Origin of the sequence: Deinococcus marmoris (assembly GCF_001949125.1) — a bacterium.
GTDB classification, from domain to species: domain Bacteria; phylum Deinococcota; class Deinococci; order Deinococcales; family Deinococcaceae; genus Deinococcus; species Deinococcus marmoris_A.
The window spans coordinates 13,272-37,382 of sequence record NZ_MSTI01000115.1 but is presented as its reverse complement, the minus strand read 5'-3'; the positions used below and the strand labels follow the sequence as shown (position 1 = coordinate 37,382).

Below are 24,111 nucleotides of genomic sequence, written 5' to 3'. Positions count from 1 at the left end.
GAAAAGAAGTGACGTTCACAGGATTCAGACCCTTTCAAGGAGTTTCACGCGATATGCCAACCACCGAAAAGCCTCCCGTTACCATCCGAATGCGTCCCGGCACCCCCTACCCGCTGGGGGCCACCTGGGACGGCAAGGGGACCAACTTTGCCCTGTACAGCGAGAACGCGGGCGGCGTAGAACTTTGCCTGTTCGACGATGCGGGCGTTGAGACCCGTCATCCGCTGACCGAGCAGACCGCCTTCGTCTGGCACGGTTATCTGCCCAACGTCGCGCCGGGGCAGAAGTACGGCTACCGGGTTCACGGCGAGTACGCCCCCGAACGCGGTCTGCGCTTCAACCCCAACGTGGTCCTGCTCGATCCCTACGCCAAGGCCCTGAGCGGCACCGAGGAATTCGCCGAGGGCGTCTTCGGCTACGTGCCGGGCGGCGACGACCTGACCATGCAGACGGGGGAACAGCGCGGCGCACCGCTGGGCGTGGTCATCGATCCGGTGTTCAACTGGGTGGGCGACACCAAGCCCAATGTCCCCTTTCACCAGTCGGTGATCTACGAGGCCCACGTCAAGGGCCTGACCATGACCCACCCGGACATCCCCGAGGCCCTGCGCGGCACCTACGCGGGCGTGGCGACGGGGCCGATGCTCGATTACCTCAAGGAACTGGGCATCACCGCCATCGAGTTCCTGCCGGTGCATCAGCATCTGGACGATCCCTTTTTGCTGGACAAGGGCCTGACCAACTACTGGGGCTACAGCACGCTGAGCTTCTTTGCCCCTGACGTGCGCTACTCCGCCGAGGCCCGCAAGGGCAACCCTTCGGGCGCGGTGGCCGAGTTCAAGAACATGGTGCGCGCCCTGCACGACGCCGGAATCGAGGTGATTCTGGATGTGGTGTACAACCACACCGCCGAGGGCAACCACATGGGGCCGACCCTGAGCTTCAAGGGCATCGACAACCCCACCTATTACCGCCTGGTGGCCGAGAACCCGCGTTTCTACTTCGACTACACCGGCACCGGCAACAGCCTGAACGTGCGCCATCCGCAGACGCTGCAACTGATCATGGACTCGCTGCGCTACTGGGTCACGGAAATGCGCGTGGACGGCTTCCGCTTCGATCTGGCCTCCACACTGGCACGCGGGCTGCATGAAGTGGATCAGCTCTCGGGCTTCTTCACCATCATCCACCAGGACCCGATCATCTCTCAGGTCAAGTTGATCGCCGAGCCGTGGGACGTGGGCGAGGGCGGCTATCAGGTGGGCAACTTCCCGGTCAACTGGGCCGAGTGGAACGGCATCTACCGCGACGACATGCGCGCCTTCTGGAAGGGCGAGGGTGGGCTGGCCTCCGAGATCGGCTACCGCCTGACGGGCAGCAGCGATCTGTACCAGAACGACGGACGCGCGCCCTATGCCTCCATCAACTTCGTGACCGCGCACGACGGCTTCACGCTGCGCGACAGCGTGACCTACGAACACAAACACAACGACGCCAACGGCGAGGGCAACAACGACGGCCACAACCACAACATCAGTTGGAACTGCGGTGTGGAGGGCGAGACCGACGACGCGGCCATCAACGCCCTGCGCGGTCAGCAGCAGCGCAATTTCCTGGCCACCCTGCTGCTGGGCCAGGGCACCCCGATGATCCTGGGCGGCGACGAGATCGGGCGCACCCAGGACGGCAACAACAACGCCTACTGCCAGGACAACGAGATCAGTTGGTACGACTGGGAAAATGTAGACGAGGAGTTGCTGGCCTTTACCCGAAAGGTCATCGCTCTTCGCAAGGCGCACCCCTCGCTGCACCGCCGCAAGTTCTTCTCCGGGCGCACCATCCGGGGCGAGGACATTCAGGATCTGGTGTGGCTGCGCTTCGACGGCCAGACCATGACCGACGCCGACTGGAACAACAACCAGACCCAGAGCCTGGGCCTCTTTCTGGACGGCGACGGTCTGGACGATGTGGACGCCGAGGGCAACGCCCTGCACGACGACGATCTGCTGCTGCTCCTGAGCAGTTCCTACGTGGACCTGCCCTTCCGCCTCCCCGATCTGGACAGTTGCGACAACTGGGAGTTGCTGCTGGATACCTCCGACGACAACGCCGAGGAGCAGATCAAGACGGGCGAGGAAACCACGCTCAAGGCGCGCAGCGTCAAGCTGTACCGCTGCGTGCGCGGCTAGATTCGGGCTGCGATCACAGCTTCAGGGGGACGCCAGACGCGGCAGTTGCGTGGGCGTCCCTTCGCGTTTTTCTCATGGCCGGGGCTGCGCCAGCCTCTAGGCTGAAATGTTAATTGTCTGAAATTCAGGGCAATTTGGAAGGAGCAAGTCATGATCCACCCCTCACGAGAACAGACCGAGAACCTCAAGGCCCCCATCACCTCACTGCCCCAGGACGCCCCCGAAACCCGGCTGGGCGCGCACCTGCTGCCCGGCGGAGAACAGACGCGTTTCCGGGTCTGGAGTACCACCGCCGGGCAGGTGGAGGTGCGGGTAAACGGCACGCTGCACCCCATGACCGCCCTGGGCGACTGCTTTTTTGAGGCGGTTCTGCCCGTCGGGGCGGGCGCACGTTACCTGTTCGTGCTGGACGGTCAGGAAGTGCCCGATCCATACGCCCGCTTTCTGCCGGACGGCGTACACGGCGAGGCGGAGGTGGACCATCCCGACGCCTATACCTGGAAGAACACCGACTGGAACGGCGTCGCGCTGGACGGGTGTGTGTTCTACGAACTGCATGTCGGCACCTTTACCCCCGAAGGCACCTATCAGGCCGCGCAGGAAAAGCTGCCATACCTGAAAGAGCTGGGGATCACTGCCGTCCAGATGATGCCGCTGGCTGCCTACGACGGCGAGCGCGGCTGGGGTTACGACGGCGTGGCGATGTACGCGCCGCACGCGCCCTACGGACGGCCCGAAGACCTGATGGCCTTCATCGACGCCGCGCACGGGCTGGGGCTGGGCGTGTTTCTGGACGTTGTTTATAACCACTTTGGCCCGGCAGGCAACTATCTGTCGGCCTACAGCCCCAGCTACTTTACCGAGCGTTTTTCCAGCGCCTGGGGCATGGGCCTGGATTACGCCGAGGCCCACATGCGCCGCTATGTGACTGGCAACGCGTTGATGTGGCTGGACGAGTACGGGTTCGACGGCCTGCGCCTGGACGCCACCGCCGCCATGCAGGACGACAGCCCGGTCCATATCTTGCAAGAGCTGGCACAGGAAGTGCATGAACTGGGCGGCACCCACCTGCTGCTGGCCGAGGACCACCGCAACGAACCCGGTCTGGTGCTGGATGACGGTCTGGACGGCATCTGGGTGGACGACTTCCACCATGAAGTGCGCGTGACCCTGACAGGCGAGCAGGAGGGCTATTACGGCGGCTTCCAGGGCAGCGCCGCCGAGCTGGCGCATGTGATCAACCGGGGCTGGAAGTACGAGGGCCAATTCTGGTCCGTGACTGGCGAGGAACACGCACGCGGCAAGTCCTCGGACGGGCTGGAAGCGCCCAGCTTCGTGTACTGCATCCAGAACCATGACCAGATCGGCAACCGCGCCCTCGGGGACCGGCTTCAGCAGCACGCGAAGGTAAGCATCCAGCAGTTCCGGGGGGCGTCCACGCTGCTGCTGACGCTGCCGATGACGCCGCTGCTGTTCCAGGGGCAGGAATGGGCCGCCGAAACGCCGTTTCCCTTCTTCAGTGATCACTCCGGGGAACTGGGCCATCTGGTCACGGAGGGGCGCAAAAAGGAATTCGCGTATTTCAGTGACTTCGAGCATCTGGAAGTGCCAGACCCACAGGCCCGCAGCACCTTCGAGAGCGCCAAACTGGACTGGCAAGAGAAAGACGGCGGCGAACACGCCCGGACGCTGGGCCTCTACAAGACCCTGCTCAAGCTGCGGAGCGAAGACCCGGTCTTGCAAGACCGCTCACGCCAGCACCTGAGCGCGGGCAGCGAGGGCGAGGTGCTGTGGGTGCGCCAGTGCAACCCGGCAGGCGAACGCCTGCTGCTGTGGAACGTGGGCAAGACAGAGGTGACGCTGGGCAGACTGAGATTGCCCCACCCGCTCCCCACCCGCGTCGTCCTCCACTCCGAGCAGACGGACGGACCGCCTACCACCCTCACCTCCCTGCCCGTGGGCGAGGTTGTTCTTCTGGGGAACGTATGACCGCCACAAACCCACAACCTACAGCCCACACCCCACAACCCAAAACAACCCACATCCCCTCCTCCACCTACCGCCTGCAACTGAACAGGGATTTTAACTTTGCCGATGCGCGCAAAATTCTGCCGTATCTGGCGCGGTTGGGCGTCTCGGACGTGTACCTGTCGCCGATGTGGGGCAGCACGCCGGGCAGTCCGCACGGTTACGACGTGACCGATCATTCGGTGGTCAATCCCGAACTGGGCGGCCTGGGTGGCCTGCGCAAGTTCTCGGCGCGGGCGCAGGAGCTGGGGCTGGGCGTGATCGTGGATTTCGTGCCCAACCACATGGGCATTCAGGGCGGCCACAACCCATACTGGGAAGACGTGCTGATGCACGGGCAGGCCAGTCGCTACGCGCACTTCTTCGATATCTCGTGGCAGCCGCTGAAACGCGCGCTGGAAGGCAAAGTGCTGCTGCCGGTGCTGGGCGATCAGTACGGGCGGGTGCTGGAGAACGGCGAGCTGGCGCTGGAACACGCCGGGGGCCGCTTCTTCGTGCGCTACTGGGAACGCAAGCTGCCCATGTCGCCGCGCAGCATCGGCACGGTGCTGGCGGCGGTGGGGCAACAGCTTCCGCGCGCCGCCGCTGAGAGCATCCGGGCGGAACTCGCCAGTCTAGCGCGCAGCATGGAGAGCCTGCCCCGCAGCTCTTCCGACGCACTGACCGACGTGGACCGCCTGGGCCGCGCGCAGGAACTGGAGGTCATGACCCGCCGCCTGCGGGCGCTGCTGGAAACCTCCGCCGAGGTGCAGACCGCGCTGGACGCCGCACTTGCGGCCATCAACGCCGATCCAGCCGGGCTGGACGCGCTGGTGGGCGAGCAGAATTACCGGCTGGCCTTCTGGAAGGTGGCCGCCGAGGAAATCAATTACCGACGCTTTTTCGACATCAACGATCTGGCGGCGCTGCGGATGGAAGACCCGCGCGTCTTTGCCTGGGCGCACACCACCCTGTTCGGGCTGATCCGCGAGGGCGTCGTTCAGGGCGTGCGGCTGGACCACACCGATGGCCTGTACGATCCTGCCGGGTATTTCCAGGCGCTGCAAGCCGGAGCTGCCGAGGCGCTTGGCGTGGACTGGAAACCCGGTGTAGGCGGCCCGCTGCCGCTGTACGTGGTGGCCGAGAAGATTCTGGAGCCGGGGGAACACCTCCCGAACGACTGGGCGGTGGACGGCACCACAGGGTACGACTTCCTGGCCGAGCTGAACGGCGTTTTTGTGGATTCTACCCACGAGGACGAGATCAGCGCCATCTACCGCCGCTTCACCGGGGACCGCCTCAGCTACGGCGAGCATCTGTACCGGGGTAAGCAACTGATCCAGCGCGTCAGCCTGCCCGGCGAGGTCAACGTGCTGACCGAATCGCTGGAGCGGCTGGGCGAGTCGGACCTGCGTTCGCGCGACTTCACTCTCTCGGCGCTGCGCAACGCTGTGCGCGAGGTCATCGCCACCTTCCCGGTCTACCGCACGTATCTGCGCGCCAACGGAGACCGCGAACCCGGCGACAATGCCAAGATTGCCAGGGCCGTGCGCGACGCCAAGATCCAGAACCGCCGCGAGGGCGGGCCACTGGACCCCAGCGTCTTCGATTACCTGGCTTCGGTGCTGACGATGGACGTGCCCGACGGCGAGACGCGGGGAGCTTACGCCGACTTTGCCCTCAGCTTCCAGCAACTCACCGGCCCGGTGACGGCCAAGGGCGCGGAGGACACCGCCTTTTACCGCTACGCCCGCCTGATCTCGCTGAACGAGGTGGGCGGCGATCCGGCGCACTTCGGCACGCGCCTCAAGGACTTTCACAAGGCCGCGCAGGAGCGCTCGCAGCGCTGGCCGCACGCCATGCTCTCGGGCAGCACCCACGACACCAAACGCGGCGAGGACACCCGCGCCCGCATCAGCGTGATCAGCGAGCTGCCGCAGGCGTGGGGGGCCTTCGTGCGCCGCTGGGCCGCCCCCATTCTGGAGCTGAGCCAGGAGCAGGAGCTGGGTCTGGCCCCCAGTCCGCTGGATTCCTACACGCTGCTGCAAACGGCGCTGGGGGCCTATCCGCTGTCCGGCGATCTGACAGATTTCCCGGACCGCCTGAGCGCCTACCTGCTCAAGGCCAGCCGCGAGGCCAAGCTGCGAACCAGTTGGGCTGCCCCCGACGAGGAATACGAGGCGGCAATGGACCGCTTCGTGCGCGGGTTGCTGGCCGACAGCGGCTTCGCTGGTGCGCTGCGCGATCTGCATACGCTGATCAACCCTTACGGCGCGCAGAACGGCCTGAGTGCCACGCTCGCCCGCCTGACCGCCCCCGGTGTCCCCGACACCTACCAGGGTTCGGAGGGCTGGAACCAGAGTCTGGTGGACCCCGACAACCGCCGCCCGGTGGATTATCAGGGGCTGACCCGCCGCCTGACCCGGCTGGAAAAGGGCGTGGGCCTGCCACTGGCCCGCAAACTGCTGGGGAGTTATGAGGACGGCAGCGTGAAAACGCTGGTCACCTGGGCCGCCCTGCAAACCCGCGCCGCCCACCCGGAGTTGTTCCAGGCGGGGAGTTACCGCTCCATAGACGCCGGCCGTCACCTGCTGGCCTTTGCCCGCGAACACGAGGGCGAATTGGCGGTCACCGTTGCGCCGCGCCTGACGCTGACCCTGACCCGTCAGGCGGTTCCCTGGGCGCTGGGCGAGACGTGGGGCACGCGCCAGCTCACGCTGCCCGCCTCCGGGACGTTCGAGAATGTGCTGACGGGCGAACGCTTCAAGGTGCGTGGCGGCAAGATTCCGGTGGCAAAGGTGCTGGAGGACTTTCCGCTGGCGCTGCTGGTGAAACGCTGAGCTGCTCCAGCGTGTAACGTGCGCCCTACCTCTGTCCCGCTGCTGGCCTGTACACTGACGGGCTGACCCTGCCTCCGCCCTGTTGGAGTGAGGCGAGAGGACGGAGGAGAGCGCATGACTCAAACGGTAGATTCGCCCACAACTGTAGATAAACAAACAGTGGGCAAGCAAAATATGGCGAGCAGGAAAGTCGGTTTCATCAGCCTGGGCTGCCCCAAAGCCCTGGTGGACAGCGAACGCATCCTGACCCAGCTCCGGGTGGAAGGGTACGAGGTGGCCGCCAGCTACGAGGGCGCGGACGCCGTGATCGTCAACACCTGCGGCTTTATCACCCCCGCCGTGGAGGAATCCCTGAGCGCCATCGGCGAGGCGCTGGAGGCCACGGGCCGCGTGATCGTGACTGGCTGCCTGGGCGAGCGCCCCGACAAGATTCTGGAACGCCACCCCAAAGTCGCCGCGATTACGGGCAGCGAGGCCGTGGACGACGTGATGATGCATGTGCGCGAGCTGCTGCCGATTGAAACAGACGAGTTCACGGGCGTGCTGCCCGTCACCGCATCGGGCATGCGCCCGGAGCGTGAGAACACCAAGCACGGCGACGTGTTCGCGCCCACCATCAAGCTGACGCCCCGGCATTACGCCTATGTCAAGATCGCCGAGGGCTGCAACCACACCTGCGCGTTCTGCATCATTCCCAAGCTGCGCGGCCTTCAGGTCTCGCGCGACGCGGGCGCGGTGCTGTACGAGTCGTTCCGCCTGATCGCGGGCGGTACCAAGGAACTGATGATCATTTCGCAGGACACCAGCGCCTACGGTGTGGACGTGCGTTACCGCGAGTCCGAGTTTCAGGGCGAGCAGGTCCGCGCCCACCTGACCGATCTGGCCGTCAAGCTGGGCGAGATGGGCGCGTGGGTGCGGATGCACTACGTCTACCCGTACCCGCATGTGGACCGCATCGTGGAGCTGATGGCGCAGGGCAAGATCCTGCCGTATCTGGACGTGCCGCTGCAACACGCCTCGCCGCGCATCCTGAAGCTGATGCGGCGGCCCGGCGCGGGCAAGCAACTGGACACCATCCGGCGCTGGCGCGGCATCTGCCCCGAACTGACCATCCGCAGCACCTTTATCGTCGGCTTTCCCGGCGAGACCGAGGAAGAATTCGGCGAGCTGCTGACCTTTTTAGAGGATGCGAGGTTAGACCGCGTGGGAGCCTTCGCCTACTCGGACGTGGAGGAAGCCGACGCCAACGCCCTGCCTGATCCGGTGCCAGAGGACGTGAAGCAGGAGCGGCTGGCCCGCTTTATGGAAGTCGCCCAGCGCATCAGCACCGAGCGGCTGGCCGAGAAGGTGGGCCGCGTGATGGACGTGATCGTGGACGAATTCAACGACGACGAGGGCGACGCGCCGGGAACCCGCCTGATCGGGCGCACCAAGGGCGACGCGCCCGGCATTGACGGCCAGGTCTACCTGTTCGCGGGCGACTTCGCGGGTGGGGTTAAAATCGGCGACATCGTGCGCGCCCGGATTGAGGACAGCGATGAATACGACTTGTTCGGGGAAGTGGTGGAACGGCCCGAGTGGAAGCCGAACGTGCCGCAATTAGGGCATTTCGGGGGGCATTGAGTCAGGGTTGGGAGAACCTTACATCTCCACTATTCTTTGACGGCTGTATTTATGAATCCAGCCGTCTTTGGGTCTTAACTCAGGCTCCAGCAACTCATAGATTTCGTAGACTGACACTTCCGAGTCGCCCAGATTTAATTTGATCTTGTAGGCGTCAATCATCTCATCAAAGACTTGAAGCATGATTCCGATGGTTTCGTCCACGATGCAAGGGAGCAGAGAATCTACGGCAACTCGTGATCTGTCGTCAATCTGCGAGTAGATGCTGTGGATAAAGCGTGCGTACTCAGCACCGGACTCGCCTGTAAAGTAGCCATCAAAATTACTGATGGTGGCATCTCTGGCTCTAACGATTGAGCGCTCAAAGTATTCCGCTGCCGTATCTTGCATGGTTCAATCCACTCCCGGCACATACCGCCCCAGCAGGAACTCCACCACATCCCCGGCCCCATACCCCAGAGGCCACGCGGCGATGTCGTTCAGGCTGTCGCCGCTGGTCATCAGCGAGCCTTCGGTGTAGCCGCCCTTCTGCACCTGCGCGTATCCGGCGTCGGTCATCAGGGCGTTGCACAGGCATTTGCGGCCCACGGTGTCCTCAATCTTGCCGCCCTTGGCGACGTAGGCGTCCACGGGTTCGGCGGCGCAGCGCAGGCCGGTCTTGCCGTCCTCGCCCGCGTAGGCTTCGCGCAGGTAGCCGATGTCGCACACGCGCGGGCGGGCCAGATACTGTTCCACACGGGCCAGCGTGTCGTCCACCTGCACCACCTTGAACGGAAACCCGGTGGGCGAGGCCAGCGGATCAGTGTAGACCTCCACACCGCCGTCCTTGGTCAGCACATGAACCTGTTCGCGCAGATCATCGCGCAGGCCACTGTCGGCGCAGTAGGCGAACAGCGTGCCCACCTGAATGCCCGCCGCGCCGCGTGCCAGCGCTTCCTGCAAGGCTTCAGGCGTGGCGCGGCTTCCGGCCAGCCAGAAGGGAAGGCCCAGCTTCTTCATCTCGTCCAGATCGGCGATGTCGCGCTCGCCGTAGATCGGCTGGCCGGATTCGTCAAAGGTGGGCGTTCCGCGCGGCGGGGCGTTGTGGCCCCCAGCGGTGGGGCCTTCAATGATAAAACCCTCCACCGAGCCGCTGGCCTTCTTCATCAGCACCCCGGCCAGAATGTGCGAGGTCACAATCGGGTAGAACTTCGGGCGCGGCAGCTCGCGCCGCTCCAGCCCGTAGTCGGCGGGGTCAAAGGTCAGGACGGCGGCGTCCCCGCCCTTCACATCCAGCTTGATGGATGCCTGACCACCCGCCGCGAAAGCGTCCAGCACGCCGGGAATCTCGCGCGGAATGCCCGCGCCCATGATCACGGTGTCGGCCCCGGCCAGCATCGCCCCGTAGAGGGCCGGGACGGTGTGCAGTTGCAGCTTGGTCAGCAGGTTGACGCCCACCGGGTTGTCGTGGCCCTCACGCGCCAGAAACACTTCCACGAAACTGCCCATGACGCCCAGTTCCCAGGCCGCGCCGTGTTTGGTCACGGTGGGCAGCGGCACACGGCGGTAAGACTGGCCGGGTTCGCGCCCCTCCGGCAGAAAGTACATCTTGATGACCTTCTCGGCGCGTTCCTGATTGGGATAGGCAGCCAGAGCGCGGCGCACATGCCCGCCCTCGTCGCCGTCCTGGAGGCGTCGCACCAGCACGTTGTCGATGCCCGTGCAGGACACGATGCCCAGTTGCCCGATGCGGGACACGGCCTGCGCCAGCCCCCAGTGCGAGATGCCCACGCCCATGCCGCCCTGAATGATCTGCGGCAGAGCCGGGGTGACGTGGACGGCGGGGTGGATGTTCAGGTGGACATTGGAAGGAGTTTGAGTCATGTTCAGTTCAACCCTTTGTTTGAGAGATACCGGACTAGAACCAGCCGGGCGCGTTGGGGAATCGGAGCAGCCGGGGCGCAAAAGCAGGCACCGGCCAGATTCGGAAGTGTCTCATTATCCCGCATAACGCCTGGGGGCGGTGCAAGTTGGAACGCGGTCAAAAGGTGATCTCCTTCCCCGGCGCAGGACGACGTGTCGTGAAACAGATTTGGCGTGGAAGGCCACTGTAAGGCCGGGGCGCTTACACTTCTGCCGTGAGTCTCGACGTCTTGCTGGTGGTCTTCGCTGGTCTCTTCGGCCTGCTGGTGGGATCGTTTTCCAACGTGCTGATCTGGCGGCTGCCGCGCGGCGAGAACATCGCCTTTCCGCCCAGCCATTGCCCCCACTGTGACCACGACCTCAGCCCACGCGATCTGGTGCCGCTGTTCTCGTGGCTGTCGCTGGGCGGCAAATGCCGCTACTGCCGTGCGCCGATCAAGTCGCGGTATCCGATTATCGAGGCGCTGACCGGGCTGGGCTACGCTGGCATCGCCGTGCTGTTTCCCATCTTTATTTACGGCGCGGGCAGCCTGGGCCTGATGGTGCTGTTCACGCTGCTGCTGGTGGGCAGCGCGATTGATCTGGACACCTACACGATTCCCGACGAGCTGACGCTGCCCGGCGTGGCGCTGGGTTTACTTTTCGGTTTCTTTAACGGCAGGAACGCGGTGGAGGGCTTGCCCGATCTGGCAGGCGCGGTCAACGGCGCGTTGCTGGGCGCGGGCCTGCTCGTCGCCATCAACCAGTTCGGCTCGTGGGTGCTGCGGCGTTTCCGCGAGCGGCAGTATCCCGAATTTCCCATTGGGTTCCAGCAGATCAGCCTGGGCCTGCTGGCGGGCGCGTGGCTGGGGCCGTGGTGGGGCGCAGGCGTGGGCCTGCTGTCGGCGGCGGTGAATATGGTCAGCCGCCGCGTGGTCCGCATTCCCGAACTGCTGACCCTGGGCGGTCTGCTTCTGAGCGTGGTGATCGGCAGCGCGGGCATCGGCCCAGGCCTGATCCTGATGGTGCAGGGTTCACTGGCGGCGGCGGGCGGCGTGTCTCTGGTGGCAGGCATCTACTGGTGGGTCAAACACCGCCCCGGCGCTGCGGATGAGGCAGAGGACGACGGCGCAGACGAGCAGTACGACGCCAGCGCAATGGGCTTCGGGGACGTGAAGCTGGCTGCCGTGATCGGCGCGTTCCTGGGCTGGGAGCGGTTGCTGGTGGCCCTGCTCGTGGCCGTCTTCGCCGGGGCGATCATCGGCGTGATCCAACTGGCGCGCAAGCAGGAGAACCGGGTCAAATTCGGTCCCTTCCTGGCCTTCGGTGCATTGGTGGCACTGATCTGGGGCGCGGGCATCGTGGCGGGCTACCGGGGGATGCTGGGGCTGTAGGGCCTCTCCCCTCTCTCCCCTATTCCAGCCGGGCCAGATCCATGCTGGGTATCCCTGGCGAGACCCACAAGTTGCCCCGAACGATGAACCGCCACGGCAGGTTGCGCCCCTCCCTGATGCCCACGCGGGCGGTGATCTCCACCTCTTCATCGGGCAAAGTGAGAGCTGGCGCAAAGAGATGCAACTCCGCGCTATCCACCGCCGTCCCTTTCACCTCGGCGGGGCGGATGCCCAGCGCGTAGACCAGTTTTGCGGGGCCGTTGGTCAGGTCACGTTCGCGGGTCACGGGGCGGTGCGTGAGCATCTGGCCCCGGCCTTCCAGCGGTTCCAGCGCACGGATCAGGACGCTGGCGGCGATGCCCACCGGGCGGCACGACACTTGCAGTAACGGATGCCCGTGCGTACTCCAGAACAGCCAGCGGCCTGCCTGGACGGCCATCTCGGCGCTGCGGGCAGCATGAAAACGTCCAGCGGTGCAGGCGGGGTCACGCGGGCAATCGTAGGCTTCAGTTTCCACGATTCTGCCGCTCAGGATTTCGCCACCGGGCAGGACATGAACCAGGGTTCCGCCCAGCAACTCACGGGCCACATCCACTGGATCACGGTCAAAAAAGGTGGCGGGCAGTGGGGATATCACGGCGCTTACTTCCGCAGCATCCGCAGCCGCCGGAACGCCTGCCCTTCCTGGCGGGTCACGGTGTCCTGAAGCTGGGCGGTGGTGACCTCTTCCACAGTGACAAACGCTTTAGGGTAAACCGCCTCTATGGCGCGGAACGCCTGTTTCATTTTTTTGCGAGCGATCACGCTGAACATGATCCTCACCTCGCCGTCACGGCCCGAGGCGTTGACGGTGGTGACGTAAAATCCGGCCTTGCGGAGCGCCTCCTGCACGTCGGGGGCGCTGACGGGCACGATAATCCGCAGCACCACCTTGCCCACCGCCAGCCAGCGCTCGATGTTCGCGCCCAGCATGGTGCCCGACGCGTAGCCGCCCGCGTAGGCGATGAATTGCAGGGGGCTGTCCAGCGTGCTGAGGACCTTGGCCGCCGCCATCAGCCACACCAGCGACTCGAAGAAACTCAGCACCCCGGCGATCCGGCGTTTGCCGCGCACCAGCATCCCGATCCGCAAGGTTCCCAGCGACACGTCCACGATTCTGAGCGAGAAAATAAGCAATGCACCCAGCAGGGCGTCGGCAGTCAGGGCATCAAACACACCCCCGAACTTATGGGGGCAGGGAATGAGAATGGTCAGCGGTTGGAGGGGTTGGAGTGCTGCTGATCACGCCAGTCGTCCAGGTCATCCTTGGGGCCGGGGCAGTCCTCGGGCGTCAGACCTGTCTCCCCTGACGGGTTTGAAACCACAGATAAATCAGACCGCCGATGAATGCCAGGCCAGCCAGTGCCAGATTCAGCCACATGAAGCCGATGGTGCGGCTATAAGACTCGCCCACAACGACGATCTGGCCCAGCACAGAAATAAATTGGCCGGCGACAAAAGCCAGAAAGATGACTGGCAGGAGTTGTGGATGCTGCCGATACCGCGCCCAGAACCACCATCCGAACAGCGCAGGAAGCGGAATTAGCGCGGCCAGCCAGAGCTTGAGCGGATTTTCGCTGGGACTCACGAGAACGGAGACCACCGAAAACGCCGCCACGACACTCAGCATGACCAGAAAAAGCAGCGGCGTACTGACACTCGGCGTTGGCCCGCGCTGTTCGCCTTCTGACACGCCATCCCGCTGATCCATGATTCAGATTATCCCATCCCGCAGCAATCCACCCTCGTAAATGCGGCGGATCGTCGCCTCAATCTCCGGCTCTTTCACAGTGATGTCACGCACCGGGGCGTGGGCAGTGACGCGGGCAATCGGGGCGGCGGCAGCCCCGGTGAAGCCGTAGCGCACACGCGGGCCTTCCGCACCCAGCAGTGTCAGCCCCGGCACCTGCGGGTCAATCGGAGTGAACTCAAAATCCACCACCAGTTCGCGGGCGCTGCCGTAGCGGGCCTGCAAACTCGCCAGCGCGCCGTCGTACAGCAGGGAGCCGTGGTCAATGATCATCACGCGGCGGGCCAGCCGCTCCACGTCGCCCAGATCGTGGGTGGTCAGCAGCACCGTGACCTCGCGGGTGGCGTTGATATGCCGGATGAATTCGCGGATGCGCTCCTTGGCCACCACGTCCAGCCCCACCGTCGGCTCGTCCAGAAACAGCAGTTCGGGATCGTGCAGCAGGGCGGCGGCGAGGTCTGCCCGCATGCGCTGGCCCAGGCTGAGGGCGCGGGCGGGCGTGTTCAGGAATGGCCCCAGTTCCAGCAGCTCGGTAAAATCGCGCAGGTTCTGGCGAAACCGGGGTTCGGGCACGCGGTAGATGTGGCGCAGGAGTTCCAGCGACTCGTGGACGGGCAGGTCCCACCACAGCGTCGTGCGCTGGCCGAACACCGCGCCCAGGCGCGCCACATGCGCCCGGCGGTCCTTCCACGGCACCAGACCGCCCACCTCCACCCGCCCGCTGTCGGGGACCAGCAACCCGGTCAGCACCTTGATGGTGGTACTTTTGCCCGCGCCGTTTGGCCCCAGATAGCCCACGATCTCGCCGCGTTCAACGCTGAAGCTCACGTCCTTCACGGCTTCCATGACGACGCTGGAACCGCGCAATAGCCCGCCCTGATGCACGCGGAAAGTTTTTTTGAGGTTGTGGACGGTGATCATGGATGCTCCTCTGGAGCAGGTTGTGGGGTGTAGGAGGTGGGTTGTGTGAACGGCCAGAGCGACTTGATGATTTCCTGGGCCTGCCCGGTGGCCCCTTCTGCGAGCAGGTCTGCGACTCACCCTTCCGGCACTTTGCGCCTCCCTCCCTCTCACACAAGGGGTACACGTCTTTTCCCACACCCCACAACCCACGTCCCACACCCCAATTCACGTTCCCGTTCCCCCGTAATGCCGCACGCCCACGCGCCAGAACGCGAAGGCCGCCGCCAGCATCAGCGGGCCGACGAGGGGCGACAGGTAAGCGGCCAGCAGGGGCAGACCATCCGGCAGGGGACGGCCCAGAACGTGCAGTACGGGGAAATAGGACAGGAAGGCGGCGGGAATCAGGTATGTGAAGGTCTTGCGGAGGAACTGGCCGTAAATATCCATCGGGTAGGAAATCAGGGTGCGTCCGCCGTAGGTCAGCACGTTCATGGCCTCCACGCTCTCCACCGTCCAGAAGGTCAGGGTGCCGCCGATGACGAACAGGCCACCGAAAAAGGCGATCATCCCCAGCACACTTCCAGCCAGCAGCAGGGCAGTTTCGGGCGTCAAGACGGCCCCGGACGCACCCACGCCATACGCCAGAATCCCCGCCGCCAGAAAGACCCGCGTGATCCGCCGCAACGCGAAGTCCGAGCCGAAGATTTGCAGGCGCAGGGGCGCGGGCCGCAGCAGAAAGGTATTGAAGCTGCCGCTCCGCACATGCTGACTGAGGTTGGGGGCATCAAACCCGCCGAATGCGAGGTCCATCAGCACAAAGGCGATTTCCGCGAGGCCGTAGAGCAGGCTGACCTCTCCCAGCGTCCAGCCGCTCAGCGAACCGAAACGCGGCAGCACCAGCGCGAAGGCGGCAAATTCCGCCAGCGTAATCAGGGCCGATCCCAGCGCGTCCAGCGCGAACGACACCCGGTAAACGGCCTGCGAACGGGCCTGGGCACGCAGCAGCAGGAAGTAGAGGTGCAGGTGGTAGACGGCGGATGAAAAAAGATCTTTCTTCTGGCCTGGGCGTGAGTTGAATGACCTAGCCACCCGCCACCTCCAACCGCCGCAAGCCGCGTGACAGCACGAACGCCGCCACTCCAGACAGAAGCAGCGCCCAGCCGAACTGCACGGCCAATCCCGCCCACGCTTCCGGCCCGGTTGTGACGCCCAGCCAGATTTCCACCGTCGTGTTCATCATGCTGGGAAAGGGGGTGAAGGCCAGCACGCCCTGAAACCATTGTGGGAAGAAGGCCAATGGCATCAGGAAACCGCTGCCCAGGCCCAGCACCGCCCAGGCAAAGCGCCCGAAGCCCACGGCGTCCGGGGACCAGAAGGCCGCGCAGTTGACCAGAAAACGGAAGGCGAAGCCGCAGGCCCAGGCCAGCAGCAGGCTCAGGGTGGTCAGCAGCCAGCCCGTGAACCCGGCGGGAAACGTAGCGCCCCAGATCAGCGCGAACAGCGCCAGCATCGGCAGACCGCGCAGCACGAACTGGCCCACCGCGCGGCCCGCGTCCTGCGCCGCCCAGAAGGCCAGCAGGTTATGGGGGCGCAGCAGATCGGAGGCCACCTCGCCCCGGTGAACCGTCCGCATGAAATCGGTCCAGCCGAACAGGGACAGGGCCATGATGAATGCCTGCGTGAGTCCGGTGTAGGTAATGGCGTCCTGAACGGTGTATCCGGCCACCTGCGGCTTGCTGCCGAACAGCGCCACCAGCACAGAGATTCGCAGCACGCCAAAAAACAGGTTGGTGATCAGCCCCCACAGCGCCGCCTGCGGGTACGCGAACTGCCGCCGGAAGCCCAGCCGCGCCACCGAGGCGTATAGCGGGGCGTTGAGGCGTGGGGAGGAGGGGCGTGGCGTGGGTTTCAGGGCCGCTCGCATACAGGCCAGAGAGCTTAGCGGCTGCCGGAGCGCGGGCGCATGGGCCAGATGGCGGAGGGGTCCGTGCGCCACACCCCTCCCAACCTCTACCTTTTCTGAAGTCCTTGCTCAGTCCACAGGGCGTAAGCTATGCGGTGTTCAATAGTTCACATTCACCCACAGGAGGTCAACACTTATGATGGACATCTTCAACATGCTCGGCGGGATGGGCAACGCTCAGCAGCAGGTCAGCCAGCAGACCAGAGCCACCCCGCAACAATCCGCGTCCGCGATGGAGGCGGCCATTCCGTTGCTGCTGGGGGCCATGACCCGCAACGCGGGCAGCCCGCAGGGCGCGGCCTCGCTGGCCGGGGCTTTGGGCCAGCACGACGGCAGTGCGCTGGATATGTTCAGCCAGGGCGGCGCACCCAACATGCAGGAAGGTCAGAAAATCCTGGGCCATGTGTTCGGCAACCAGCAGCAGTCTGCCGCCAACGCCGTCGGCAAACGCGCGGGCATCGATCCCCAGCTTGCCATGCAGATTCTGAGCATGGCCGCGCCGCTGGTGCTGGCCTACCTGGGCCGTCAGAAGCAGCAGGGAGGCGGTCAGCAGGGGGGGCAGGGCGGTGGCCCGGACCTCGGCGGTTTGCTGGGCGGACTCCTCGGCGGCGGTTCCGCTGGAGGTCTGGGCGGCATGCTCGGCGGTCTTCTGGGCGGCGGTCAGCAGGCCCCACAACCTCAGCAATCCCAGAGCGGCGGCGGCATACTGGGCGGCGGCCCGGTCATTTCCGGCCTGCCCCCGCAGAACAATCAGGCGCAACAGGACACCCAGCAGGGCGGCGCGGGCGGCATCGTCGGCACCCTCAACAATGTGCTGGACCGCGACGGCGACGGCAATGCCCTCAACGATCTGATCGGAATGTTCAGCGGACGACGCTGAGAGGCGCTGTTCTGATCCCTGGATCGGACATGTCTTAAATCAAAGGTTTGAGGAGGTGGCGCAAGTAGACTGTTCTACTCGCGCCACCTCCTTTTTGCTGTTGCATACACGATTGACGCGCCAGCCAAACGCACCAGCCCGGATCAATTCACCAGCGGACGGGCAGCCCTGTCCGCGCACTCTCGTAGCCGCCCAGCACCAGCCGCACGCTCTCGCGCCCGTCCTCGCCCGTGCAGACGACGGGCGCACCGTCCTGAATGCTCTGGACAAAGCGCACGACGCTGCGGACGTGGGCATTGTCGGACGCGGCGAAGTCGTACCAAGTCTCGTCCGTCTGGCCCCACTGCCCGTAACCCGATTCGCGGTTCACGAAACGCAGGCGCGGTTTGCCCAGGCGGTTGCTGCATTCCAGCGCTCCCTCTGTGCCGTAGACGGCGAAACTCTCCTCCCAGCCGGTGGCCGTCCAGGCGTTTTCCACGCTGGCAAAGCCGCCGTTTTTAAACTCCAGGGTGGCGACGCTGGTGTCCTCTACCTCGATCTCAAATTTCAGGGTGGCCATGCGGGCGTAGATGCTCTCCACATCGCCGCCAAAGTGCCGGGCGAGGTCCATCATGTGACAGCCGTTGTCCAGCAGGGTGCCGCCCCCGCTGGCCGCGAGGCTGCCGAAGGCCCCACGCACTTCCGGCGCACCGCCCCAGTCGTGCGCCTGCCGCAGCCGCATGAAGGTCACGCGCCCGATGCGGCCCTCGTCCATCAGGCGCTTGGCGGTCTGCACCAGGGGGCTGGAACGCAGGTGATGCCCGGTTTGCAGAATGGCCCCGCCCTCGTGCGCCGCCGCGATCATCTCGTCGCAGGCGGCCAGATCGAGGGACAGCGGTTTCTCGCACAGGACGTGAATGCCCCGCCGCAGGGCAGCCAGGGCAGCGGGCGCGTGGAAGGCGTTGGGCGTGCAGATGCTGACCGCCTGCACCCCGCCGCTTTCCAGCAGTTCCGTGAAGTCGCTGTAGCCCCGCGCGTTCCAGTCGGTCTCGCGCCGCTGCCGGGCGGCCCCGTTCGTTTCGGCGAAGGCCATCACATTGGCCCCGGCGTGGCTGTAGCCCTCGTAGTGCCGCTGCGAGATGGCCCCCGCGCCGATGATGCCGACATTCAGCGGGGCAGACTGCGGCAGCACAGTGGTCACAGCTTTTCCAGCGGCAGTGTTTCCAGTGGCTGGGGCCGGTGTCCGAACGAACGCGGCGCACTGGCCGTGGGCATGGCCCAGCGTGCGGCGTTGGCAATCACCTGTTGAATCTGCGGGTTGTGGTACGTCGGAAATGTTTCGTGGCCGGGGCGGAAGTAAAAGATCTTGCCGCTGCCGCGCGTGAAGGTGCAGCCGCTGCGGAACACCTCGCCGCCCGCGAACCAGCTTACGAAGACCAGTTCATCGGGGGCAGGGATGTCGAAATGCTCGCCGTACATCTCCTCATGCTCCAGCTCGATGAATTCGCCCACGCCCTGCGCGACGGGGTGCGCCGGGTTAACCACCCACAGCCGCTCCTTCTCGCCTACCTCACGCCATTTCAGATCACAGCCGGTGCCCATGAGCGTCTTGAACGGCTTGCTGAAGTGCCCGGAATGCAGCACGATCAGGCCCATGCCGTTCAGCACGCGGGCCACCACTTTCGCCGCCACAGCGTCCGACACGTCGCCGTGTGCCTTGTGTCCCCACCACAGCAGCACGTCCGTATTGTTCAGCACCTCGTCGGTCAGGCCATGTTCAGGCTGATCGAGGGTGGCGGTCTGGACACTTTCAAAGCCGTGCCTCCGCAACCCGTCGGCAATCACGCTGTGGATGCCGTCCGGGTAGTGGACGCTGACTTTGGGGTTTTCCAGTTCGTGGCGGTACTCGTTCCAGACGGTCAGGCGGGGCAGTGTGGATGAGGTCATGACGGGAATGAATGTAGCGCGGTGAGGGACCTACTTCCAGCTCAAATCAACTTGTCCAGCGTGATCGGCGTCTCGCGCACCCGCTTGCCTGTCGCGTGGTAGATGGCGTTGGCGACGGCGGCGGCGGTCCCCACGATGCCGATTTCGCCCGCGCCACGTGCGCCCAGAGCGCTGACGTGGAAGTCGGGATGGTCCAGCGCGATGGCCTGTACGCTGCCGATATCGGCATTGACGGGAATGTGGTACTCGGCCAGATTGCTGTTCAGGATCAGGCCCGTGCGCGCGTCGGTGTGGGTTTCCTCGTGCAGCGCCATGCCCACGCCCCAGACCATGCCGCCCGTCAGTTGCGATTCGGCAGTCTTTGCGTTGATGACCTGCCCGATGTCGAAGGCCCCCACCACCCGGCTGACACGCGGGGTCATGAAATCGGGATCGATGCGAACCTCCACGAACACCGCACCCCAGGAATGGCGGGCGAAGCGCTCGGCCACCGCTGCCACGCTGCCGTCCTTGCCCGCCTTGAGCTGATCGAGGTGTTTCTGGCTGCCCTCGTGCGGGATGGTTTCGCGGTAGACCTCGTGCTGGTCCTTGCCCAGGCGTTTGAGGATGGCGGTATAGTCCTCGCCCTGATCCGTTTCGCCCAGATACAGGCCGCCATCGCGCGGGTGGATGTCCTGCCCGGCCACGCCAAACAACGGGGAGGCGGAATCGTGCGTGGCGGCTTCCATCAATTCCTCACGCAGGCCCATCGCGGCGGCCAGCACGGCGCTTCCCACACTGCTGGCCGTGCGGCTGCCCCCGGAATAGCCGTTCTTGGGCAGGCGCGAATCGCCCAGCTTGACCGTAATCTGCCCAATGTCCAGACCCAGCGAATCGGCGGCGATTCCGGCCAGGATGGAATAGGTGCCGGTGCCGATGTCGTGGCTGCCCGCCTCAATTTCTACATGGCCGTCGGCGCACAGCCGGGCGCGGGCGGTGGCGGCGCTGGCGTAGACCGGGTAGGTGGCGGTGGCCATGCCCCAGCCGATCAGGGTGTGGCCGTCGCGCATGGAGCCGATTTCGGGGGTGCGATTTTCCCAGCCAAACGCCCCTGCCGCGCGGTCATAGCATTCCAGCAGGTGCTTGCTGCTGTACGGCTTGCCGCTTTCTGGATCACTGTTCTCGGGGGCGTGGTTGCAGCGGCGAAATTCCAGCGGATCGAGACCGGCTTTCTCGGCCAACTCATCCATCAGCACTTCCAGGCCAAAGCTGCCGCTGGCCTCGCCGGGGGCGCGCATCATGATGTTTGGCCCGGCATGGGTGCGGATCAGCGTGTAATTCAGGGCCATGTTCGGGTTGGCGTACAGCATCTTGGGCACATTGCCCACCTGCTCGGGGAAGAGGTCGGACACCCCAGTCTGCGTCTGCGCGTCCAACTTCATGGCCGTGAATTGCGCGTTGTCGTCCAGCCCCACCGAGTACGCCGAGGTCGTCGCGGCGCGGTAGCCCACGGCGGCAAACATCTGGGCGCGGGACAGCACCAGCTTGACCGGGCGGCCCAGTTTGCGCGCAGCCAGCACGACAGTCGGCAGGTGCGGCCAGGTGGTGGCCTTGCTGCCAAACCCTCCGCCCACGAAGGGGCTGATGACATGCACGTTGTCCGGCTCCAGCCCCAGCATGGCAGCCAGGGTGTGCTGCGCGGACTGCATCCACTGCGTTGGCTCGTAGATAGTGACGCGCTCGTCGCCGTCCCAGGCGGCAATGACGGCGTGCATCTCCAGCGGGTTGTGGTGGTGGACCGGGGTGTCGTAGGTGGCCTCGAAGGTGCTGGCGGCGTCCTTCAGACCTTTTTTAACATTCCCGCGCGAGTGGCCCAGCGGCGGCAGCGGCAGCTTGTCCAGCAGCGGCAATCCTTTCAATCCCTGTTCCAGCGTAGCGCGGAAGTCGGAGGCGTCATATTCGATTTCGAGGAGTTGCGCGGCGTGTTGGGCGGCTTCCAGCGACTCGGCCACCACCAGGGCGACGGGCTGCCCTCGGAACTCAATGTTGGGCGATTGCAAAGGCAAAACCGAGGTTCCGGCAGGACCACGCGGATACGCCTTGACCGGCTTCAGCTCTATGCCCTGAGACTCGTGGGTCAGGATGTCCAGCACCCCCGGCACGGCGCGGGCGGCCTTCTGGTCAATGCTCCTGATACTTCCGTGGGGAATCGTCGCGCTGACCAGGACGGCGTGCGCCAGTTCCGGCAGATCAAATTCGGCGGTGTACGTCGCCGCGCCGCGCACCTTGTCGGGGCCGTCCACGCGGCTGACCCGCTGGCCCACATAATTCTGAGGCTGGCCTTTCTGAACGGTCATGCGCCTGCTCCTTCGATTGAATTTCCGGCTTCATCCACAAGCCCTGCCGCCTGCATCAGCGCCCGGACGATCACGCGGGCGGTCAGCGGCACCTTGAAGGCATTCTGCGCCAGCGGGTGCGCGTGCTGAAGCGCGGCGCGGGCGGCGGCTTCAAAGGTTTCACGGGTGGCGGGCTGGTCGACTAAAGCGGCTTCCGCTTCCGGTGAACGCCAGGGTTTAGTGCCCACTCCACCCAGCGCGACACGGGCTGCATTCACTTTCCCATCCTGAACGTCCAGCACGGCGGCGCAACTGCTCAGCGCGAACTCGTAGCTCTCGCGGTCCCGCACCTTGAGATACACGGCGTTCCTGGCAATGGGCGCGGGAAGGATCAGCGCCACGATCAGTTCACCATCCCTCAAATCGTGTTCAATGTGGGGCGTTTCGCCGGGCAGCAGATTAAAGTCCTCCATCCTGACGGTGCGCTCTCCATCTGGCCCGCGCAAAACCACACTGGCCCCATACGCCACCAGCGCCACCGAAGCGTCCGAGGCGTGCGTGGCAATGCACTGATCCGAGCCGCCCAGAATCGCCATTTTGCGGTGATGGCCCTCGCGTGCGCCGCACCCGCTGCCCGGATCGCGCTTGTTGCATTCCTTGAAGGCCAGGTCGCGGAAATACGGGCAACGCGTGCGCTGCATGATGTTGCCGCCCATACTCGCCATGTTGCGAATCTGCTGGGAGGCACCTGCAAGGAGGGCTTCACGGAGCGCCGGGTAACGTTCGGCAATCAGGGCGTGTTCAGCGGTCTGCGACATGCTGGCGAGTGCGCCGATCCGCACGCCCTCGCCGTCCTCCACGATCTGCGACAACTCCCCGTTCTCGCGCAGCGGTGTGATGTCGGTCAGGTGGGAGGGGCGCTCCACGTCCAGTTTCATCAGGTCGATCAGGGTGGTGCCGCCCGCCAGGAATTTGCCCGGCTGGCCCACCGCACCCTCTACACTCTGCGCCCGCGCGTACTCGAAGGGCCTCACTGGCGCTCTCCAGCCACACTCTTGACGGCCTCGACAATCTGCGGATAGGCGGCGCAGCGGCACAGGTTCCCGCTCATGAAGTCGCGCAATTCAGCGTTATTCGCGGCATGTCCGCCCTCCACGCAGGCCACTGCACTGAGAATCTGGCCGGGCGTGCAGTAGCCGCACTGAAAGGCGTCGTGTTCGATAAAGGCCGCCTGCATCGGGTGCAGTGCGCCGTCTGGCCCGCTCAGGCCCTCGATGGTGCGGATTTCGTGGTCCTGGGCGCTGAGGGCCAGGGTCAGGCAACTCAGGTGGGGTTCGCCGTCCATCAGCACGGTGCAGGCCCCGCACTGGCCGTGATCGCAGCCCTTCTTGGTGCCGGTCAGATGCAACCGCTCGCGCAGCACGTCCAGCAGGGTGGCCTGCACAGGAATATCCAGCGCGTGCGCCTGCCCATTGACCGTGAGGGTCAGGGGAACGCTATTGAGTGAGGTCATGGGGGTCAGGCTAGAGCGGCGCGGCGTGGGGCTGTGCTGGGCGGGGTTCACAGGGCCTTGAGCTGAGCATTCTTATTTGCAGACCAACCTTCTAAGCGCCCACCACGCTCCGCGCAGGTTCCCACAGCCGCCACAGCTCGTAAATGCCCATCAGCAGGTGCAGGATCAGCTTGGCACCCAGTCCGGTCAGCAGGCCCACCAGCGTTCCCCAGGCCGAGCGCAGGGCGTCTGGCAGGTTCTTGCGGACCACCAGCAGTTCGGCCAGCAGCGCCCCGGCCAGCGGCCCCACGATCAGGCCAAAGGGAATGAACAGCCCGGCCAGCCCGCCGATCAATGCGCCCCAGACCGCCTGTTTGCTGCCGCCGTAGCGCCGCGCCCCCCACGCCGAGGCCAGGTTGTCCACGAAGCCGATCAGGATGGTCAGCGCCCCGAAGGTCAGCAGAAATGGCAGGTCCGGCCAGACCTGAAAGCCGTCCAGCAGCGTGGCCCCCAGCGCCCCCAGAAAGATGATCAGCGTGGCGGGCAGCACTGGCACGAAGGTCGCCACCATGCCGACGATCCAGGCAACCAGAAAAATCAGAAAGGCGAGGCTCATGTCCCAGCACAGTACGGCGCACGCGGGCTGGAGGTTCCCCACCCAACTTCCGGCGGCGTGACAGTCGGACCTTTGGACGGTTGGACAGCCAGACACGAAAAAGCCCCCACCGCGAAGTGGGGACTTTATTTACTTTGGTTGCAGGGACAGGATTTGAACCTGCGACCTCCGGGTTATGAGCCCGACGAGCTACCAGACTGCTCTACCCTGCGTTATCCTTTGAAACTTTCAGCACTTTTAACGTGCCTCACGCCGTCCTTCTCTTCTCAGCGCTTGGGAATAGTACAGCCCCC

20 protein-coding genes and 1 tRNA gene are annotated in these 24,111 nt (G+C 65.0%); 6 read left to right on the top strand and 15 right to left on the bottom strand.

Annotated features, from left to right (window positions below):
- The first annotated feature begins 53 nt into the window (after window positions 1-53).
- From glgX to rimO, 4 genes are all read left to right on the top strand, one after another.
- Window positions 54-2,189: a glycogen debranching protein GlgX gene (gene glgX / locus BOO71_RS16895; RefSeq protein WP_075834290.1), complete on the top strand. Its 2,136-nt coding sequence runs from the start codon at window positions 54-56 to the stop codon at window positions 2,187-2,189.
- A gap of 150 nt (window positions 2,190-2,339) precedes the next feature.
- Complete coding sequence (gene treZ, locus BOO71_RS16890) at window positions 2,340-4,178, top strand: malto-oligosyltrehalose trehalohydrolase (protein WP_083653541.1); 1,839 nt, start codon at window positions 2,340-2,342, stop codon at window positions 4,176-4,178.
- On the top strand, window positions 4,175-7,036 hold the full coding sequence (gene treY / locus BOO71_RS16885; protein WP_075834288.1) for a malto-oligosyltrehalose synthase: 2,862 nt from the start codon (window positions 4,175-4,177) through the stop codon (window positions 7,034-7,036). Before treZ ends, treY begins: the two co-directional genes overlap by 4 nt.
- Window positions 7,037-7,210: 174 nt before the next feature.
- Window positions 7,211-8,659, top strand: a complete 1,449-nt coding sequence (rimO, locus tag BOO71_RS16880; RefSeq protein ID WP_139322997.1) for a 30S ribosomal protein S12 methylthiotransferase RimO — start codon at window positions 7,211-7,213, stop codon at window positions 8,657-8,659.
- Window positions 8,660-8,677: 18 nt separating this feature from the next.
- Here the strand turns inward: rimO and BOO71_RS16875 are convergent, their stop codons facing one another.
- Together BOO71_RS16875 and BOO71_RS16870 are read right to left on the bottom strand one after the other, a co-directional pair.
- Window positions 8,678-9,049, bottom strand: coding sequence for a hypothetical protein (locus tag BOO71_RS16875; protein ID WP_075834284.1), 372 nt, complete (start codon window positions 9,047-9,049; stop codon window positions 8,678-8,680).
- Window positions 9,050-9,052: 3 nt separating this feature from the next.
- Window positions 9,053-10,522 (bottom strand): nitronate monooxygenase, encoded by a 1,470-nt coding sequence (locus BOO71_RS16870; protein WP_254843195.1) that lies wholly within the window; start codon window positions 10,520-10,522, stop codon window positions 9,053-9,055.
- 254 nt (window positions 10,523-10,776) lie between these two features.
- Here BOO71_RS16870 and BOO71_RS16865 point away from each other — a divergent pair, with 254 nt between their 5' ends.
- Window positions 10,777-11,934 carry a prepilin peptidase gene (locus BOO71_RS16865; RefSeq protein ID WP_075834282.1) on the top strand — a complete coding sequence of 386 codons (1,158 nt, stop codon included), beginning with the start codon at window positions 10,777-10,779 and terminating at the stop codon, window positions 11,932-11,934.
- Window positions 11,935-11,953: 19 nt separating this feature from the next.
- Here the strand turns inward: BOO71_RS16865 and BOO71_RS16860 are convergent, their stop codons facing one another.
- From BOO71_RS16860 to BOO71_RS16835, 6 genes are all read right to left on the bottom strand, one after another.
- Window positions 11,954-12,571, bottom strand: a complete 618-nt coding sequence (locus BOO71_RS16860; RefSeq protein WP_075834280.1) for a DNA-3-methyladenine glycosylase — start codon at window positions 12,569-12,571, stop codon at window positions 11,954-11,956.
- A 5-nt stretch (window positions 12,572-12,576) separates the two neighbouring features.
- Window positions 12,577-13,149 carry a DUF2179 domain-containing protein gene (locus BOO71_RS16855; RefSeq protein ID WP_075834278.1) on the bottom strand — a complete coding sequence of 191 codons (573 nt, stop codon included), beginning with the start codon at window positions 13,147-13,149 and terminating at the stop codon, window positions 12,577-12,579.
- A 115-nt stretch (window positions 13,150-13,264) separates the two neighbouring features.
- Window positions 13,265-13,684, bottom strand: coding sequence for a hypothetical protein (locus BOO71_RS16850; protein WP_075834276.1), 420 nt, complete (start codon window positions 13,682-13,684; stop codon window positions 13,265-13,267).
- Between the two features lie 3 nt (window positions 13,685-13,687).
- Window positions 13,688-14,644: an ABC transporter ATP-binding protein gene (locus BOO71_RS16845; protein ID WP_075834274.1), complete on the bottom strand. Its 957-nt coding sequence runs from the start codon at window positions 14,642-14,644 to the stop codon at window positions 13,688-13,690.
- A 207-nt stretch (window positions 14,645-14,851) separates the two neighbouring features.
- Entirely contained in the window at window positions 14,852-15,715 is an 864-nt protein-coding gene (locus BOO71_RS16840) for an ABC transporter permease (RefSeq protein ID WP_139322989.1), read from the bottom strand.
- Entirely contained in the window at window positions 15,708-16,550 is an 843-nt protein-coding gene (locus tag BOO71_RS16835; protein ID WP_075834272.1) for an ABC transporter permease, read from the bottom strand. Before BOO71_RS16835 ends, BOO71_RS16840 begins: the two co-directional genes overlap by 8 nt.
- Window positions 16,551-16,725: 175 nt before the next feature.
- Here BOO71_RS16835 and BOO71_RS16830 point away from each other — a divergent pair, with 175 nt between their 5' ends.
- Complete coding sequence (locus tag BOO71_RS16830) at window positions 16,726-17,469, top strand: DUF937 domain-containing protein (RefSeq protein ID WP_075834270.1); 744 nt, start codon at window positions 16,726-16,728, stop codon at window positions 17,467-17,469.
- A 148-nt stretch (window positions 17,470-17,617) separates the two neighbouring features.
- On the opposite strand, the gene BOO71_RS16825 is transcribed toward BOO71_RS16830, so the two are convergent.
- The 7 genes from BOO71_RS16825 to BOO71_RS16795 all read right to left on the bottom strand — a co-directional run bounded on the left by BOO71_RS16825 (window position 17,618) and on the right by BOO71_RS16795 (window position 24,030).
- Window positions 17,618-18,649 (bottom strand): Gfo/Idh/MocA family protein, encoded by a 1,032-nt coding sequence (locus tag BOO71_RS16825; RefSeq protein WP_139322988.1) that lies wholly within the window; start codon window positions 18,647-18,649, stop codon window positions 17,618-17,620.
- Entirely contained in the window at window positions 18,646-19,395 is a 750-nt protein-coding gene (locus BOO71_RS16820) for a ThuA domain-containing protein (protein WP_075834268.1), read from the bottom strand. Before BOO71_RS16820 ends, BOO71_RS16825 begins: the two co-directional genes overlap by 4 nt.
- A 41-nt stretch (window positions 19,396-19,436) precedes the next feature.
- Entirely contained in the window at window positions 19,437-21,731 is a 2,295-nt protein-coding gene (locus tag BOO71_RS16815; protein ID WP_075834266.1) for a xanthine dehydrogenase family protein molybdopterin-binding subunit, read from the bottom strand.
- The gene (locus tag BOO71_RS16810) at window positions 21,728-22,744 is read right to left on the bottom strand and encodes an FAD binding domain-containing protein (RefSeq protein WP_075834264.1); all 1,017 of its coding nucleotides are present in this window, start codon (window positions 22,742-22,744) and stop codon (window positions 21,728-21,730) included. Before BOO71_RS16810 ends, BOO71_RS16815 begins: the two co-directional genes overlap by 4 nt.
- Entirely contained in the window at window positions 22,741-23,223 is a 483-nt protein-coding gene (locus tag BOO71_RS16805; RefSeq protein ID WP_075834262.1) for a (2Fe-2S)-binding protein, read from the bottom strand. The genes BOO71_RS16810 and BOO71_RS16805 overlap by 4 nt, the downstream gene beginning before the upstream one ends.
- A 91-nt stretch (window positions 23,224-23,314) precedes the next feature.
- Window positions 23,315-23,818, bottom strand: a complete 504-nt coding sequence (locus BOO71_RS16800; RefSeq protein ID WP_075834260.1) for a DUF456 domain-containing protein — start codon at window positions 23,816-23,818, stop codon at window positions 23,315-23,317.
- A 135-nt stretch (window positions 23,819-23,953) separates the two neighbouring features.
- Window positions 23,954-24,030: transfer RNA gene (locus tag BOO71_RS16795), tRNA-Met, on the bottom strand.
- Between the last annotated feature and the right edge of the window lie 81 nt (window positions 24,031-24,111).